The following is a 16,599-nucleotide window of genomic DNA, read 5'->3' as shown; positions in this document are numbered from 1 at the left end:
CATGCAGACGATCTGGCTCGACGGCGCCGAATGGCTCGCCGTACTCCGCATCGGCCTCGGCCTGTGGTGGCTGGAGAGCTGGCGCCACAAGGACAAGAAGGAGTGGTTCACCGGAGGCGGCGTGAACTGGGCCGTCGGTATCGCGGAAAAGCACCGATGGGCGGTGGTGAGCCGAGGATTCGCGACGGTCGTCAAGCCGCGGCCGAAGGCGATGGCATACGTCGTCGCCTATGCCGAACTGGCCCTCGGCTTCGGTCTGGTGGCCGGTTTTCTGACCCCCGTCGCCCTGGTGGCGGGGCTGCTGCTCAACCTGCTGTATCTCGTGCTGATGATCCACGACTGGGCGGAGCAGGGGCAGAACCTGATGATGGCGCTCATCTCGGTGGTGGCGCTGTTCGGGATGAGCTGGCAGAGCTGGTCGGTGGATGGGGTGGTGGGGGTGTTTGTGTGAGGGGGGGCGAGTGGCCTGATCGGCAAGGCCCGGAGCCGGTGCCGCTGCCGTCGATCAGTTTTCTGAGGGGGGCAGGTGAGGTCGTTGATCTCCTGGATGGAGGTGCGCAGCGTGCCTCGGTCGCGCCCCGGCCGCCCCTCTCCGGCCGCCCCTGAGGGAAGCTCGCCCCCTCGGCGGACCGAGGGGGCTGCGGGTCGGGGCGGCGGGGTCAGCGGGGCGGTGGGATGGCGACCACCTGGTCCTGGTCCTCGTAGATGATCTGGCCGGGGGCGCGGGAGTGCAGGCGGTAGCAGGGGATGTGGTGGGTGCGGAGGATGGCGAGGTAGCCGTCGACGCGGGTGATCAGGTGCGTCGACGTCGACTTGAACCAGGCGGCGGCGCCGGGGTGCAGGGTGCGGTCGTAGACGTCGGGGTCGACGGTGGAGGGGTCCGGGTAGTTCGCGTCGTACCAGTCGTTGTGGGTGCGGCGGAAGCGTTCCTGGGCGGGGGTGAGCCGGCCTTCCTTGGCGAGGGTGTTGACGAGGGCGAAGACGCCGGGGAAGTGGCCTTTGCGGTGGCGGGTGGCGGCCTGGAAGCGGATGTAGTGGTGGGGTGGCACGGGGCTCCTGGGGTGGTGTGGCGGGGTGGGAGCGGTGTGTGTGAGGGGGGCCGGGGATAAGGATTAGGCGTTGGTGAGGAGTTCGCGTAGAGTCGTGTTTACCGACGCGGGGTGGAGCAGCTCGGTAGCTCGCTGGGCTCATAACCCAGAGGTCGCAGGTTCAAATCCTGTCCCCGCTACCAAGGCCGTAGGCCCGGTGGATTCGTCCACCGGGCCTACGGTTTTTTGTTGTGCCTGCGGTTCTCTCGTGCTTGCGGTCTGCCGTGCCTGCGGTTTTTGTCGTGCCTGCGTTTTTCGTGGGGTGGGGGGCGGTCCTGGCGTCGGCTTGGCCGGTGCTTCGGGGGCGGGGCGTATGTGCAGGTCAGGGTGTTGTGTCGGTGGTCGGTCGTACGCTTGCGGGGTGTGGCGATGTACGGGACCGCGGTGGTCGGACGGCGGTGGTGCGCGGGCCGCCGGGGGGTACGAGCAGCGGCTCGGGTGGTACTGCGCCGAGCGCGGTGAGGCGCGGACGAGTGCGCTGCCCGCGGGCAAGGTGCTGGCGTTCGCCGCGGAGGGGGAGCGGCGCTGCCTCGGGGTGTGGCGGGGCGGGCGGTGGATCGTCTGCCCGTATGCCGCGGTGATCGACGGGGCGGCGGCCAGGGACCAGTGCGCGGAGTGCGCCCGGCTCGACAGGTCGCGGTCGGTGGCCGCCGACACCATGGCCGACGACCCGCGCCCGTACGGCGTCTACCTCGCGTATTTCGGGCCCGGTCTGCTGAAGGTGGGCATCACGGCGGCGGCGCGCGGGCCGGCCCGGCTGGTGGAGCAGGGGGCGGTGGCGTACGCGTGGCTGGGGCGGGGGCCCTTGATGGCGGCGCGGCGGGCCGAGGCGCTGCTGGGGAGCGCGCTGGGGGTGCCCGACCGGTTCGCGAAGGCGGCGAAGCGGGCGGCCAGGGGCGTGCTGCCGCCGCTCGCGGAACGACGGGCCGAGCTGGCCCGACTGCACGCGCGGGCACGGGAGTTGGACGGCTGGCCGGAGACGCTGGCGCCGGCGGACTTCGTCTTCGGTGACCACTCCGTGGTGTTCGGGCTCGACCGGATTCCGCCGGGTGCGGGGGAGTTGGGCGCGCTGACGGCGGGTGCGGAGATCGTGGGTGAGGTGCTGGCGGGGGCGGGGGCGGACGTGTATCTGCGGCTTCGGGTGCCGGGGGGATCCGGTGGTGAGGAGGGCGCGAAGGGCGAGGAGGTGGTGGCGGTGCTGGACGCTCGGTTGTTGTCCGGGTGGGTGCTGGCGCCTGCCGTGGGGCGCGTGACGACGGTTTCCGTACGGGAGGTGCCGTACGGGGAGGTGGGGGACGGGGGGCAGGAGGGGTTGTTCTGAGGGGTTCCTGGGCGGGCGGGGGCGGACCGGCTTCGGTGCGTTCGGTGCCTGGGTGTCCGGTGTCCGGTGCCTGCGCGTTCCGTGCCTGTGTGTCCCTGCCTGCGCGTCCGGTGCCTGCGCGTCCCGTGCCGGGGTGTCCGGACGGTGGGCAGGTCTTACCAGGGTGGTGTGCGCTCTGATAGGGGTGGGGCGGCGGGGGCGGGTGTGGTGTGGAAGCGGGGCGGGAGGCCGGTGTGGCGGAGGGTGATGAGCGGGTCGGCGCGTTCTGGCGGGAGTTGGGGCTGCCGGGGCTGATCGATGTGCATACGCACTTCATGCCGGAGCGGGTGATGGCGAAGGTGCAGGCGTACTTCGACGCCGCGGGGCCGCTGGTGGGGCGGGAGTGGCCGATCGCGTACCGCATGGAGGGGGACGCGCGGCTCGCCGTCCTGCGCGGCTTCGGCGTACGGGCGTTCACCTCGATGATCTATCCGCACAAGCCGGGGATGGCGCGTTGGCTCAACGGCTGGGCGGCCGGTTTCGCGGCCCGCACGCCGGACTGCCTGCGGACGGCTACGTTCTTCCCCGAGGACGGCGCGGCCGACTACGTGGCGGCCGAAATCGACGGCGGGGCGCGGGTGTTCAAGGCCCACGTGCAGGTCGGCGGGTACGACCCGGGCGACGCGCTGCTCGATCCGGTGTGGGGCGCCCTCGCGGACGCGGGCACTCCGGTCGTCATCCACTGCGGGTCGGGGCCGGTGCCTGGCACGCACACGGGGCCGGGGCCGATCGGCCGGCTGCTGGCCCGCCACCCCGGGCTGCGGCTGGTCATCGCGCACCTGGGGATGCCCGAGTACACCGACTTCCTGGACCTCGCCGAGCGCCACCCCGACGTGCATCTCGACACGACGATGGCCTTCACCGACTTCGCCGAACACGACGCGCCGTTCCCGCGCGAGGCCCGGGGACGCCTGCGGGACCTCGGCGACCGGGTGCTCTTCGGCAGCGACTTCCCGAACATCCCCTACGGGTACGCCCACGCCCTGGAGGCGCTGACCCGGCTGGAATTGGGGGATTCCTGGCTGCGGGGGGTCTGTTACGGGAACGGGGCGCGGCTGTTCGGGATCTGAGCGGCGGGTACGGGCCCGGGGGCGCCCCGGGCCCCGTAGCGGATGCGGTTCAGGCCGTGGCGCCGGCCGCCGCCGTGAGGGCGGTGACGGCGGCGTGCAGGTCCTTGAGCGTCGCCTCGTCCGTGACGCGTCCCGTCGCCTGGTCGGTTTTCGGGCCGATGGCGGGGATCTCCAGGCAGGCAGCCGTGACGACCTCGCCGGTCATCATCCGCAGCACCTCGCGCAGTTGGGCGTTGGCGTGGTCGCCGCCGGTGGGGAACGGCGATGCGGTGATCACGGCGACCGGCTTGTGCACGCATTCGCCGCTGCTGACCATCCAGTCCAGGGCGTTCTTGAGGACGCCGGGCACGCCGTGCGCGTACTCGGGGCTGACGACGAGCAGTGCGTCGGCCGCCGCGGCGGCGGCGCGGAGTGCGGCGACGGGGGCGGGCGGGGTGGCGTCCTCGCCGTCCAGATCCGGGTTGAAGTGCGGCAGCGCGCCGATGTCCGCGGTGCCGGAAGGGCCGTCGAAGAAGTCGAGGGCGGAGCGCAGCACCGCGCCGTTCGACGACCGTGCCCGCAGGCTGCCCGAGAGGGCGAGGAGTCTCATGGGGCGACGGTACGGGGTGGGGGCCGAGGCGGTGGAGCGGGGCGGCGCGGGTTCCTGGGGCGGGCCGTGAAGAGGAGCATCGTTGCAGGTCAGGGCGATTGTCAGTGGGGGCTGAGATGCTGTGGGAGTGCTGGTCGGGCTGGACCGCGCGGGGGCGGCCCAGCTCGGTTGCACAGGACGGGGAGTGCTCGGTCGCACGGGCGGGGAGCGGGGGAAGCGGGGGCCTGACGGCTCGGAGGGAGGGGATTCTCAGGAGATTCACAGATACCGGCAAGGGGGCTCTCACGGGGGCGGGTCACGCTCTGGCGCATGACCGTGACTTCATCGCTGTCCTCTGATTCCCGGGTTCCTTCGGGTGCCCCGTCGTCCGGACCGGCCGCGGGTGCCGGGGGTGCGGCGCGGGCGGCCGGCAAGCAGCCGGAACTGCTGCGGAACGACGGCAGCCCGGTACGGGTACTGGTCGTGGACGACGAGTCGTCGCTCGCCGATCTGCTGTCGCTGGCCCTGCGCTACGAGGGCTGGGACATCAGGGCGGAGGGGAACGGCGCGAGCGCGCTGCGCTGTGCCCGCAGCTGGCGGCCGGACGCGGTACTGCTGGATGTGATGCTGCCGGACATGGACGGGCTGACCGTCCTCTCCCGGCTGCGTCGTGAACTCCCGGACGTACCGGTGCTGTTCCTGACCGCCAAGGACTCCGTCGAGGACCGGATCGCGGGGCTGACGGCGGGCGGGGACGACTACGTCACCAAGCCGTTCAGCCTGGAGGAAGTGGTCGCGCGGCTGCGGGGGCTGCTGCGCAGGGCCGGGGCCGCCGCCGCGCGCAGCGAGTCGCTGCTGACGGTGGGCGATCTGGTGCTCGACGAGGACAGTCACGAGGTGTCGCGGGCCGGTCAGGACATCCACCTGACGGCCACCGAGTTCGAACTGCTGCGGTATCTGATGCGCAACCCGCGTCGGGTGCTCAGCAAGACGCAGATCCTGGACCGGGTCTGGAGCTACGACTTCGGCGGCCAGGCCAACGTCGTCGAGCTGTACATCTCGTACCTGCGGCGGAAGATCGACGCCGGGCGCGAGCCGATGATCCACACCCGGCGGGGCGCGGGATACCTGATCAAGCCGGCGGGGTAGCGGGCCCGATGAGCAGGTGGCGCTGGTCGCTGCGGAACCGGCTCGTGGTGTCGGCGGTGGCGCTGATCGCGGTGGTCGGCGCGGTCATCGGGACGGTGACGACCCTCGCCCTGCACTCGTACCTCCAGCACCAGTTGGACGGTCAGCTGCGCGACGCGGTGGTGCGCGCGCAGGCGCCGCGACCGCACGAGCCGCCGCACGCCGGGAGCCTCGACTTCGTCGCGCTGGGCAGCCAGCACTGGGGGACCGTCGGTGCCCGGGTGGAGCCTGACGGTGCGATACGGGCCGGGGCGCAGAGCAACGACTCGACCAGCAGGATCCCGTCCGAGCGGCTGGACGCGCTGTCCGGGGCGCAGGTCGCGGCGCTGAACTCGGTGGTGCGGGACGGCCGGGCGCACACCACCGAGCTGCCGGGACTCGGCGACTTCCGGGTGGCGTCGGCCGATGACGGCTCGCTGGTGCTGGGCCTGCCGATGAGCGACGTCGAGGACACCGTGGGCACCCTGGTGCTGGTCGAGGCGTGTGTGACGGGTGCGGGTCTGGTGGCGGCCGGTATCGCCGGAGTGGCCATGGTGGGGATCGCGCTGCGCCCGCTGCGCCGGGTCGCCGCCACCGCCACCCGGGTCTCCGAACTCCCGCTCCACCAGGGCGAGGTGGCGCTGCACGTCCGCGTTCCCGCGGGCGAGTCGGACACCCGTACCGAAGTGGGGCAGGTGGGCGCCGCGCTGAACCGGATGCTCGGGCACGTCGGCTCGGCGCTGTCGGCGCGGCAGGAGAGCGAGATGCGGGTGCGGCGGTTCGTCGCCGACGCCAGCCACGAACTGCGCACCCCGCTCGCGTCGATCCGCGGCTACGCCGAGCTGACCCGGCGCGGCACCGAGCGCCCCGGGCCCGAGACCCGGCACGCGCTGGGCCGCATCGAGTCCGAGGCGGAGCGGATGACCGGCCTGGTCGAGGACCTGCTGCTGCTCGCCAGGCTCGACGCGGGGCGCCCGCTGTCGTACCGGAGCACGGATCTGTCCCCGCTGGTCGTGGACGCGGTGAGCGACGCGCGGGCGGCGGGCCCCGCGCACCGGTGGCGGCTCGAACTGCCCGCTGAGCCCGCGCTGGTGCACGGCGACGGCGGGCGGCTGCACCAGATCCTGGTCAACCTGCTGGCCAACGCCCGTACGCACACGCCCGACGGGACCGTCGTCACGGCACGGGTGCGGACCGGGGACCGCGACGGCGTCCGCCTGGAGGTCGAGGACGACGGGCCCGGTATCCCCGCGGCGCTCATCCCCGACGTCTTCGAACGGTTCGTGCGCGGCGACGCCTCGCGCTCCCGGGCGGCCGGCAGCACCGGACTCGGCCTGGCCATCGTGCAGGCCGTGGTGGCGGCGCACGGCGGCACGGTCGGCGTCGCCAGCGTCCCGGGCCGTACGGTCTTCACCGTCACGCTGCCGCCCGCGCGGGGCGGGTCCTGCGACTCACAGCGGGGGCACAGCGTCAGCACACCGAGGTGACAGCGGGGTTGGCGAGTGTCGTCGGCATGACGACGACTCAGCCGGCCCACGATCCTCTGGGATCCCTGCCGCCCCGCGCGCCTCTGCGGCTCGGTGAGATCACGACGGTGCTCGACGTCGTGATCCCCGTGTACAACGAGGAGACCGACCTCGAACCGTGCGTGCGGCGGCTGCACGCGTACCTGACCCGGACCTTCCCCTACGGGTTCAGGATCACGATCGCCGACAACGCGAGCACGGACCGCACGCCGGACGTCGCGGCCCGGCTCGACGACGCGCTGGACGGGGTCACGGCCGTGCGCCTGGAGCAGAAGGGGCGCGGGCGGGCGCTGCGCACCGTGTGGTCGCTGTCCGCCGCGCCGGTGCTCGCGTACATGGACGTGGACCTGTCCACCGACCTCAACGCGCTGCTGCCGCTGGTCGCGCCGCTGATCTCCGGCCATTCGGACCTGGCGATCGGCTCGCGTCTGTCGCGCACCTCGCGGGTGGTGCGGGGCCCGAAGCGGGAGTTCATCTCGCGGACGTACAACCTCATCCTGCGCGGTTCGCTGGCCGCCCGGTTCTCCGACGCGCAGTGCGGGTTCAAGGCGATCCGCGGTGACGTCGCCGAGCGGCTGCTGCCGATGGTCGAGGACACCGGCTGGTTCTTCGACACGGAGCTGCTGGTGCTGGCGGAGCGCGCCGGGCTGCGGATCCACGAGGTGCCGGTGGACTGGGTGGACGACCCGGACAGCACGGTGCACCTCGTGCGGACCGCGACCGACGACCTCAAGGGGGTCTGGCGGGTGGGGCGGGCGCTGGCCACCGGCGCCCTGCCGCTCGACCGGCTCGCCCGGCCCTTCGGCGACGATCCGCGGGACCGCGCGCTGCCGGGCGTGCCGGGCGGTCTGGCCCGCCAGCTCGTCGGCTTCTGTGCCGTCGGCGCGCTCAGCACCCTGCTCTACCTCGCCCTCTACTCCCTCTTCCGGATCGCCGCAGGTCCCCAACTCGCCAACGCAGCCGCCCTGTTGGTGTCGGCGATCGGCAACACCGCGGCCAACCGGCGGCTGACCTTCGGCGTACGCGGGCCGGGCCGCGCGGTCCGCCACCAGGCACAGGGCCTGGTCGTCTTCGCCATCGGCCTTGCTCTGACCAGCGGCTCCCTCGCGGCGCTCGACGCCGCGGCGGGCAGCCCCTCGCACGAGACCGAACTCGCCGTCCTGGTGGCGGCCAACCTCGCGGCGACGGTGCTGCGCTTTCTGCTCTTCCGCGCCTGGGTCTTCCCCGACCGCGAGCGGCGCGACGGCCCGAACGACGCGAACGACGCGAATGAGCCGACCAACGCAAACGACGCGAACGACCCGACCAACGCGAACGATTCGAACGACGTGAACGACCCGATCAGGAGCGCCTGATGATCCCCCACCCGCAGACCGCGGCCGTCCCGCAGACCGCGGCCGTCCCGCCCCTCCCGCACGACGGGCCGCGACCCGGCCCGCGCGGGCTGCCGGGCCGGATCCTGCACGGCCACCCGGACGACCCCCGCTGGGCCAGGCCCGCGCTGCTCGCCCTGCTGGCCGTCACCGCCGTGCTCCTCCTCTGGGACCTGTCGGCTTCCGGCTACGCCAACCAGTTCTACTCGGCGGCCGTCCAGGCGGGCAGCGGGAGCTGGAAGGCGTTCTTCTTCGGCTCGTCGGACGCGGCGAACTCCATCACCGTCGACAAGCCGCCGGCCGCCCTGTGGCCGATGGCGCTGTCCGTCCGGCTCTTCGGGCTCAGCTCCTGGGCGGTGCTGGTGCCCGAGGCGCTGATGGGGGTCGCGACGGTCGGGGTGCTGTACGCGGCGGTTCGGCGCAGGTTCGGCGCGGGCGCCGGGCTGCTGGCCGGTGCGGTGCTGGCGCTGACGCCGGTCGCCGCCCTGATGTTCCGCTTCAACAACCCCGACGCGCTGCTGTGCCTGCTGATGACCTGCGCGGTCGCCTGCGTCCTGCGGGCCCTGGAGGACGGGCGGACGCGGTGGCTGCTGCTGGCCGGCCTCTGCTTCGGGTTCGGCTTCCTCACCAAGACGCTCCAGGCGTGGCTGATCCTGCCGCCGCTCGCCGCGGTGTACCTGTGCTGCGGTCCGGTGGCGGTGCGCCGCCGGGTCGGCCAGGTGCTGCTCGCCGGGCTCGCGATCGTGGTGTCGGGCGGCTGGTGGGTGGCGGCCGTCGAGCTGTGGCCTGCGTCCTCGCGGCCGTACATCGGGGGCTCGCAGACCAACAGCTTCCTGGAGCTGACCTTCGGCTACAACGGCTTCGGCCGGATCACGGGGAACGAGACCGGCAGCGTCGGCGGTGGCGGCGGCCGGCGCGGGGGCGGTGGCTGGGGCGAGACCGGCATCACCCGGCTGTTCTCGTCGGACATGGGCGGGCAGATCTCCTGGCTGCTGCCGGCCGCGCTGATCCTGCTGGCCGCCGCGGTGCTGGTGCTGTGGCGGGCCCGGCGGGCGACGGCGGCCCAAGAGGCGGCCCAGCGCGCGGAGTTCCTGGTCTGGGGCGGGGCGCTGCTGATGACGTTCGTGACGTTCAGCTTCATGTCCGGGATCTTCCACCAGTACTACAACATCGCGCTGGCGCCCTACATCGCGGCGCTGACCGGCATGGGGGCGACGCTGCTGTGGCGGCGCGGCGGGCGCACGGCGTCGCTGGTCCTGGCGGCGGCGGTGGCGGCGACCGCCGGCTGGTCGTACGTGCTGCTGGACCGCTCGCCCGACTGGCTGCCGTGGCTGCGCTGGACGGTGCTCGCCGTCGGCCTCGTCGCGGCGGCGGGTCTGCTGCTGCCCGCACGGGCGGGCCGCCGTGTAGCGGCCGTGGCGGCTGGGCTCGGGGTGGCGACGGCGCTGGCGGGCCCGCTCGCGTACACGCTCGACACCGTCACCACCGCACACGGCGGCTCGATCATCACGGCCGGGCCCTCGGTACAGGGCGGCGGCGGGTTCCCCGGGGGACGGCACCGCGGCATGGGCGGCCCGCCCGGCATGAAGGGCGCGAAGGGCGCATCGGGGGCGGCGCAACCCTCGGGCGGCGGCCAGGGCGCGGGGCCCGGCTTCCCCGGCGGTCCCGGCGGCTTCACCGGGCACGGCCGCGGCCACCGGGGCGCGGGCGGCGGCATGGGCGGACTGCTCGGCGGCAGCAAGGTGGCCGCCAAGGCCGAGGCGCTGGTGAAGAAGGACGCCGGCCGCTACACCTGGGCCGCGGCGGCGATCGGCTCGCAGAACGCCGCGAGCTACCAACTGGCCACCGAGCGCCCCGTGATGGCGATCGGCGGCTTCAACGGCAGCGACCCGTCACCGACCCTCGCCCAGTTCAAGAAGCTGGTGGCGGACGGCAGGATCCACTACTTCATCGCGGGCGAGCGCGGCGAACGCGGCGGCCCCGGCGGGCGCGGCGGTCCGGGCGGCGGCCAGGGCACCGCGTCGCAGATCTCCGCCTGGGTGGAGAAGTCCTTCACAAAGGTCACGGCGGGCGGCGCCACGTTCTACGACCTGACGGCTCCGGCGGGCTGATCTGCCGGTTCCTCCCCGTGCCGGGCGGCAGGCCGACTCCGCCCGCCGCCCGCCGCCCGCCGCTCCCTGGGCTCCGGAAAACGCGTTGTACGCCGCACACCCCGCCCTTGTACGGTGTACAACGCTTCGTCCCCGCCACTGGGGCGCCGCCCTCATCCCGCCCGGTCCGCGGCGGACGGCAGGGCCGACGGCGCCCCCGCTCACCCGTACAGGGAGCCCGTATGCCACCCGTGGCCACCGCTGCCACCCCTCTTGGCTCGCCCGACAGATCCGCGACCCGCTGGCTGGTGCTCGGGGTCATCTGCCTCGCTCAGCTCACGGTCGTCCTCGACAACACCGTTCTGAACGTCGCGATCCCCTCGCTCACCGAAGAGCTGGGCGCGACCACCGCCGACGTTCAGTGGATGATCAACGCCTACTCGCTGGTGCAGTCGGGACTGCTGCTCACCGCGGGCAACTCAGCCGACCGCTACGGCCGCAAGAAGATGCTCGCCGTCGGGCTGCTGCTGTTCGGTGCCGCCTCGCTCGGTGCGGCGCTCGCCCAGTCGCCAGGACAGCTGATCGCCGCCCGCGCCGGCATGGGCGTCGGCGGCGCGCTGCTGGTCACCACGACGCTCGCCGTCGTCATGCAGATATTCGACGACGCGGAGCGCCCGAAGGCGATCGGCATCTGGAGTTCGGTCAACTCGCTCGGCTTCGCCGCCGGGCCGCTGATCGGCGGCGTGCTCCTCGACCACTTCTGGTGGGGCTCGCTGTTCCTGGTCAACCTGCCGGTCGCGGTGTTCGCGCTGGTCGCGGTACTCGCGCTGGTGCCGGAGTCGAAGAACCCCAGCGGTGAGAAGCCCGACCCGCTCGGCGCGCTGCTGTCCATGATCGGCATGGTCGGGGTGGTCTTCGCGATCATCTCGGGCCCGGTCGACGGCTGGCTCTCCGGGAAGGTGCTGCTCTCCGCCGCCGTCGGCATCGTCGGCCTCGCGCTCTTCGCGCTGTGGGAGCTGCACACCCCGCACCCGATGCTGGACATGCACTTCTTCCGCAACCGCCGCTTCATCGGCGCCGTGTCGGGCGGCATCCTCGTCGCGTTCGGCATGGGCGGCTCGATGTTCCTGCTCACCCAGCATCTCCAACTGGTGCTCGGCTACGGCCCGTTGGAGGCCGGTCTGCGGATGGTGCCGCTGGCCGTCACGGTCGTCCTGGTCAACTTCACCGGTCTGAGTGCCCGGCTGGCCGCCAGGATCGGCACCCCCGGCATGATCGTCTCCGGCATGTCGCTGCTGGCCGCCGGGCTCGTCCTCATCTCCACCCTCGGCGGCGACGGCTACGGCGGCATGCTGGCCGGCCTGATCGTCATGGGCGTCGGCGTCGCCCTGGCCATGCCGACCATGGCCAACGCCATCATGTCCGCGATACCGCCCGCCAAGGCCGGCGTCGGCGCGGGCGTCAACGGCACCCTGATGGAATTCGGGCAGGGCCTGGGTGTCGCGGTGCTCGGCGCGGTGCTCAACTCCCGCTTCGTGGCGCTGCTCCCGGTCGTCGCCGCCGGCGCGGGATCGCTGCCCGCGGCGCTGGGTCTGGCCCGTACGGAGGCCGAGCGGACCGCCGTGCACGACGCGTTCGCCGCCGGCATCGGCACCAGCCAACTGGTGGGCGCCGCCGCCGTGTTCCTCGGCGGTCTGGTCGCCGCCGTGCTGCTGCGCAGGGCCGAGCGCGCCGCGGCGGACGGCGGGACGCCGACGGCGGCGCAACAGGCCGCGGCCCCGGCCGAATAGCATCGGCGGTGCGTGCCCACGGGCGTGCACCGCGGGCGGCGTACCGGCCACGGCCGGGAACGGCAGGGCCGGTTCGCCGCCTCCGTACCACCAGTTCAGCAAGAGGGAGGGCGCCATGGCGGCGAGGGAAGGCCGCGCGGGCAAGCGGCCGAAGAGCGTCTGGCTGACCGAACACCCCCCGCTCAAGCGGAAGGCGGACCAGCCGGCCGGACTCGACCTCGACAAGATCGTCGGGGCGACGGTGCGGCTGCTGGACGCCGAGGGCCTGGCGAAGTTCTCCATGCGCCGCCTCGCCGCCGAGCTGGGTGTCACCGCGATGTCCGTCTACTGGTACGTCGACACCAAGGACGACCTCCTGGAGCTGGCCGTCGACGCGGTGGCGGGCGAGATGCGGCTGCCGGACGAGAGCGACGCCGCCGCCGACTGGCGCGACCAGCTGCGGGTGCTCGCCTGCGCCTACCGCGACATGCTGCTGCTGCACCCCTGGGCGGCCCGGCTGCTCGGCGAATTCCTCAACATCGGCCCGCACTCCACGGCCTTCTCCAACGCCACGCTGCGCGTGATGGCCCGCAGCGGCCTCGACCCGGAGCGGACGTCGGGCGCGCTGGCCGCGGTCTTCCACTTCGTCTACGGCTTCGCCACCATCCGCGCCCTGCACGAGGCCCGCTGCCGGGCCGCAGGCATCAGCCTCGACGACTACTTCGCGCAGGTCGTCGAGGCCATCGCGGACCGCCCCGAGCACGCCGAGACGATGGCGCTCTCCCAGCGGGCCGGCCACGCGCGACAGGGCCACAGCGCCGTGGAGATGCTGAACCGCGAGTTCACCTTCGCCCTCGACCTCCAGATCGCCGGTGTCGAAACGATGCGGGACCGGGCCGGAGGCTGAGCACCCCTGAAGGTGCCGGCTCCCGGCCCGGTCCCGTACCGGTCGGCCGCGGCGGTGCGGCCGGTTCCCGTGCTGTCAGCCCGTCGGCAGCGAGTCGCCCTGCACCGCCTGGATGTCGAGCTGGACCCGCAGCGTCGTGCCGATCGCCGCGATACCGGCCGCGACGACCTGGTTGTAGTTCATCTTGAAGTCCTCGCGGCGCAGCTCGGCGGTGGCGCTGAAGGCCGCGCGGGTGCCGCCCCACGGGTCGGGCCCGGTGCCGAGGTAGCTGAGGCTGAGGTCGACCGGCCGTACGACGCCGTGCAGCGCCAGCTCGCCGTGGACCGTCCAGCGGTCGGGCCCGGCCGGTTCGAGGCCCGAGCTGCGGTAGGTGAGGTCCGGGTACGTCTCCACGCTCAGGAAGTCGTCGGACCGCAGATGGCCGTCCCGCATGCCGTTGCCGGTGTCGATCGACGCGGCCTTGATGACCGCGTCGACACGGGACTTCTCCAGGTCCTCGGCGATCTCGATCCGGCCGCTGAAGTCGGTGAACCTGCCGTGCACGCTGGTGATGCCCAGGTGCTGGGCGGTCGCGGCCACCGTCGAGTGCATCGGGTCGATCGTCCAGACACCGGGCGGCGGCAGCTCGGCGCCGCCCTGCCGTGCCAGCACCACGTTCCCGATGTCCATCCGGCCGCTGGCCGTGACGATCGAGCTGGAGGCGACCGGCGCGTAACCGACCGCCGTCACGATGACCGTGTAAGGGCCTGGTGCCAGCGGCTGTGCGCTGCGGATGGCGCCGTCCTCGTCGGCCGATTCGCGCAGCACCTGCGCGCCCGTCATGTCGGTGACGGTCAGTACGGCGTGCTGGACCGCCCAGCCGTCCCGTGTGCGGACCTGCGCCCGTACTCCCGCAGCTCCCGCGCCCGTCGAAGTCATTCCCACTCCCGATTCTTGCCTGGTACATGGCGGGCTCCGGCGGCGGCCTGCAGGCCGTCCCCTGCCTGTGCGCAGTGCCGCCGCCGGAGCCCTGGGGTCCGGTCCCGGACGCGTCTCCGCTCAAAGTCGCGTCCCGGTCCGGGGTTTGGTTACCCGGGTGGTCGTCCCGGGATCCGGGTCAGTCCCCGGGGTGGGCGAGTTCGACGTCGTAGCCGTCGACCCCGCGTGCGTCGATCTGCAGGCCGTTGGCGACCGGCGGGTAGCCGCTCGCGATGACCGTGTAGTCGCCGGCGTCCAGGTCGGTGAAGGCGTACGCGCCGTCCTCACCGGTCGTCGAGGTGGCGACGACGTTGCCCGCCGCGTCCACCAGGGTGACCCGGGCGTCGGGCAGCGGGCGCCGTGCGGAGCCGGCCCGGACGACGCCCTGGACCCGTGCGCCGGACAGCAGCTCGATCTCGACGCGGGTGGTGCCCTGGCCGCCGACCTCGACCGGCAGCGCGGTCGGCCGGAAGTCCGCGGCGTTCACCGCGACGGTGAAGGTACCCGCGGGCAGCTCGTCGAAGGAGAAGTAGCCTTCGGCGCCGGTCTTGCCGGTGGCCAGCACCTCGCCGCGGACGTCGGTGACGACGACCATCGCACCGTCCACCGGGGCACCGGTGACCGCGCTGCGGACCTGGCCGCCGAGGCCGCTGGTGCCGCTGAGCAGGATGTCGTAGCCGAGCGGCTGCTCGCCGACGACGACCGTGGACGCCTGCGGCTGGTGGCCGTCGGCCGCCGCGATCAGCACGTACGAGCCGGCGCCGGGGGCGCTGAGCACGTACGAGCCGTTGGCCTGCGCCACCGAGCGGCCGAGCTGGCGCCCGCTGAGCGAGATCAGCGTGACCGCGGAGCGCGGCACGGGGTGGCCCTCCGGGTTGCGCACGAATCCGTGGATCGCGGGCCCGGTGGGGAGGTCACCGCCGCCGGCCGACGCGTACGCCGCCAGGGGCTGGGTGGCCGCGGCCGGCTGCGCCCACGAGGGGGTGTGATCGTCGTCGGAAGGAACGGAGGGGGCGCCCACCAGGGCGGGCTCCCGCTCCTCGACAGGGGCCGCGGCTGCGGCTGCCGGAGCGTCGGCCCCGGACGGTATGCCGGCCGGTGTCGCCTCCTCGCCGTCCGCGTTCTGGGCCAGTCCGCCGCGAGTCTTCAACGCGACCTCCTTGATGAACAGGGTGAGCAGGAAAGCGAGCAGCGCACAGGGCGCGGCGATCAGGAAGACGTCGCCGACCGCGTGACCGTACGCGCTCTCCATGACGGTACGGAGCGGTGCCGGGAGCGCGTCAAGGTCCGGGATGCCACCGCCGCCGCCGGCCGATGCCGCCGCCTTCGCCGCCTTCGGCCCGAGCTCGGCGATGCCGTCCTCGACGTAGTGGGTGACGCGGGTGGCGAGCACCGCACCGAGCGCCGAGACGCCGACCGCACCACCGAGGGAGCGGAAGAAGGTGACGACGGACGAGGCGGAGCCGAGGTCCTCGGGAGCGACCTGGTTCTGCGTGCAGAGCACCAGGTTCTGCATCATCATGCCGATGCCCAGGCCCATCAGGGCCATGAAGATCGCGACGTGCCAGTACTCGGTGTCGTACCGGATGGTGCCGAGCAGCCCCAGACCCGCGGTGATCAGGACGCCGCCGGAGACCAGCCACGCCTTCCACCTGCCGGTCTTGGTGATGATCTGGCCCGAGACGGTCGACGAGATGAACAGGCCCGCGATCATCGGGATCGTCATCACGCCGGACATCGTCGGCGACTTGCCGCGCGCCAGCTGGAAGTACTGGCTGAAGAAGACGGTGCCGGTGAACATCGCGATACCGACGAACAGCGAGGCCAGCGAGGCGAGGGTGATCGTCTTGTTGCGGAACAGCCGCAGCGGGATGATCGGTTCCTTCGCCTTGGACTCGACGAGGATGAAGATCGCGCCGAGCACGACCGAGCCGCCGACCATCGCGGCGGTCTGCCACGACAGCCAGTCGTACTTGTCGCCGGCCAGCGTCACCCACACCAGCAGCAGCGAGACCGCCGCGCTGATGAAGAAGGCGCCCGCCCAGTCGACCTTGACACCCTCGCGCTTGACGACCGGGAGCTTCAGGGTCTTCTGGAGCACGATCAGCGCGATCACCGCGAAGGGCACGCCGACGTAGAAGCACCAGCGCCAGCCCATCCAGCTGGTGTCGGTGATGACGCCACCGAGCAGCGGGCCGCCGACGGTGGCGACGGCGAAGGTGGCACCGAGGTAGCCGCTGTAACGCCCGCGCTCACGCGGGGAGATCATCGCGGCCATGACGATCTGGGCCAGGGCGGACAGGCCGCCCACGCCTATGCCCTGCACGACACGGCAGGCGATCAGCATCCCGGAGTTCTGCGACAGACCGGCGACGACCGAGCCCGCCACGTAGATGACCAGCGCGATCTGCACCAGCAGCTTCTTGCTGAACAGGTCGGAGAGCTTGCCCCACAGGGGAGTGGTCGCGGTCATCGCCAGCAGCGAGGCCGTCACGACCCAGGTGTAGGCGCTCTGCCCGCCGTGCAGATCGTGAATGATCTCCGGCAGCGCGTTCGAGACGATCGTCGAGGACAGAATGGCGACGAACATCCCGAGCAGCAGCCCGGACAGCGCCTCCATGATCTGACGGTGCGTCATGGGGGCTCCGCTGGAGGGGGCGCCGCCGCCTCCATGCTTGGCGTGGCCGCCCCGCACACCGGCTGGTGTGGTCGTAGCCATGTAGT

General features: G+C 72.7%; 13 protein-coding genes and 1 tRNA gene. 10 read left to right on the top strand and 4 right to left on the bottom strand.

Annotation, left to right across the window (positions count from 1 at the left end):
• Window position 1: 1 nt before the first annotated feature.
• Window positions 2–451 (top strand): DoxX family protein, encoded by a 450-nt coding sequence (locus tag ACIBK8_RS26175; protein WP_399044309.1) that lies wholly within the window; start codon window positions 2–4, stop codon window positions 449–451.
• Between the two features lie 208 nt (window positions 452–659).
• On the opposite strand, the gene ACIBK8_RS26170 is transcribed toward ACIBK8_RS26175, so the two are convergent.
• Complete coding sequence (locus ACIBK8_RS26170; protein ID WP_399044308.1) at window positions 660–1,049, bottom strand: hypothetical protein; 390 nt, start codon at window positions 1,047–1,049, stop codon at window positions 660–662.
• Between the two features lie 105 nt (window positions 1,050–1,154).
• Here ACIBK8_RS26170 and ACIBK8_RS26165 point away from each other — a divergent pair.
• From ACIBK8_RS26165 to ACIBK8_RS26155, 3 genes are all read left to right on the top strand, one after another.
• Window positions 1,155–1,231, top strand: a tRNA-Met gene (locus tag ACIBK8_RS26165).
• A gap of 218 nt (window positions 1,232–1,449) precedes the next feature.
• On the top strand, window positions 1,450–2,409 hold the full coding sequence (locus tag ACIBK8_RS26160) for a DUF2797 domain-containing protein (protein ID WP_399044307.1): 960 nt from the start codon (window positions 1,450–1,452) through the stop codon (window positions 2,407–2,409).
• A 233-nt stretch (window positions 2,410–2,642) separates the two neighbouring features.
• On the top strand, window positions 2,643–3,518 hold the full coding sequence (locus ACIBK8_RS26155; protein ID WP_399044306.1) for an amidohydrolase family protein: 876 nt from the start codon (window positions 2,643–2,645) through the stop codon (window positions 3,516–3,518).
• 49 nt (window positions 3,519–3,567) lie between these two features.
• Here ACIBK8_RS26155 and ACIBK8_RS26150 read toward each other — a convergent pair whose 3' ends face one another.
• Window positions 3,568–4,107 carry an NADPH-dependent FMN reductase gene (locus ACIBK8_RS26150; protein WP_399044305.1) on the bottom strand — a complete coding sequence of 180 codons (540 nt, stop codon included), beginning with the start codon at window positions 4,105–4,107 and terminating at the stop codon, window positions 3,568–3,570.
• Between the two features lie 309 nt (window positions 4,108–4,416).
• Here ACIBK8_RS26150 and ACIBK8_RS26145 point away from each other — a divergent pair, with 309 nt between their 5' ends.
• The 6 genes from ACIBK8_RS26145 to ACIBK8_RS26120 all read left to right on the top strand — a co-directional run bounded on the left by ACIBK8_RS26145 (window position 4,417) and on the right by ACIBK8_RS26120 (window position 12,918).
• Window positions 4,417–5,235, top strand: a complete 819-nt coding sequence (locus tag ACIBK8_RS26145; protein WP_399044304.1) for a response regulator transcription factor — start codon at window positions 4,417–4,419, stop codon at window positions 5,233–5,235.
• A gap of 8 nt (window positions 5,236–5,243) precedes the next feature.
• The gene (locus ACIBK8_RS26140; protein WP_399044303.1) at window positions 5,244–6,740 is read left to right on the top strand and encodes a sensor histidine kinase; all 1,497 of its coding nucleotides are present in this window, start codon (window positions 5,244–5,246) and stop codon (window positions 6,738–6,740) included.
• Between the two features lie 26 nt (window positions 6,741–6,766).
• Window positions 6,767–8,134: a glycosyltransferase gene (locus ACIBK8_RS26135; protein ID WP_399044302.1), complete on the top strand. Its 1,368-nt coding sequence runs from the start codon at window positions 6,767–6,769 to the stop codon at window positions 8,132–8,134.
• Window positions 8,134–10,263 (top strand): ArnT family glycosyltransferase, encoded by a 2,130-nt coding sequence (locus tag ACIBK8_RS26130; protein WP_399044301.1) that lies wholly within the window; start codon window positions 8,134–8,136, stop codon window positions 10,261–10,263. Before ACIBK8_RS26135 ends, ACIBK8_RS26130 begins: the two co-directional genes overlap by 1 nt.
• Window positions 10,264–10,484: 221 nt before the next feature.
• The gene (locus tag ACIBK8_RS26125) at window positions 10,485–12,032 is read left to right on the top strand and encodes an MFS transporter (RefSeq protein ID WP_399044300.1); all 1,548 of its coding nucleotides are present in this window, start codon (window positions 10,485–10,487) and stop codon (window positions 12,030–12,032) included.
• A 115-nt stretch (window positions 12,033–12,147) separates the two neighbouring features.
• The gene (locus ACIBK8_RS26120) at window positions 12,148–12,918 is read left to right on the top strand and encodes a TetR/AcrR family transcriptional regulator (RefSeq protein ID WP_399044299.1); all 771 of its coding nucleotides are present in this window, start codon (window positions 12,148–12,150) and stop codon (window positions 12,916–12,918) included.
• Between the two features lie 75 nt (window positions 12,919–12,993).
• Here ACIBK8_RS26120 and ACIBK8_RS26115 read toward each other — a convergent pair whose 3' ends face one another.
• Together ACIBK8_RS26115 and ACIBK8_RS26110 are read right to left on the bottom strand one after the other, a co-directional pair.
• Complete coding sequence (locus tag ACIBK8_RS26115; RefSeq protein ID WP_399044298.1) at window positions 12,994–13,836, bottom strand: YceI family protein; 843 nt, start codon at window positions 13,834–13,836, stop codon at window positions 12,994–12,996.
• Between the two features lie 178 nt (window positions 13,837–14,014).
• Window positions 14,015–16,594, bottom strand: coding sequence for an MFS transporter (locus ACIBK8_RS26110; RefSeq protein ID WP_399044297.1), 2,580 nt, complete (start codon window positions 16,592–16,594; stop codon window positions 14,015–14,017).
• Window positions 16,595–16,599 lie beyond the last annotated feature (5 nt).

The organism is Streptomyces sp. NPDC050161, assembly GCF_044460025.1.
GTDB lineage: Bacteria > Actinomycetota > Actinomycetes > Streptomycetales > Streptomycetaceae > Streptomyces.
This window is presented reverse-complemented; position numbering and strand designations above follow the sequence as displayed.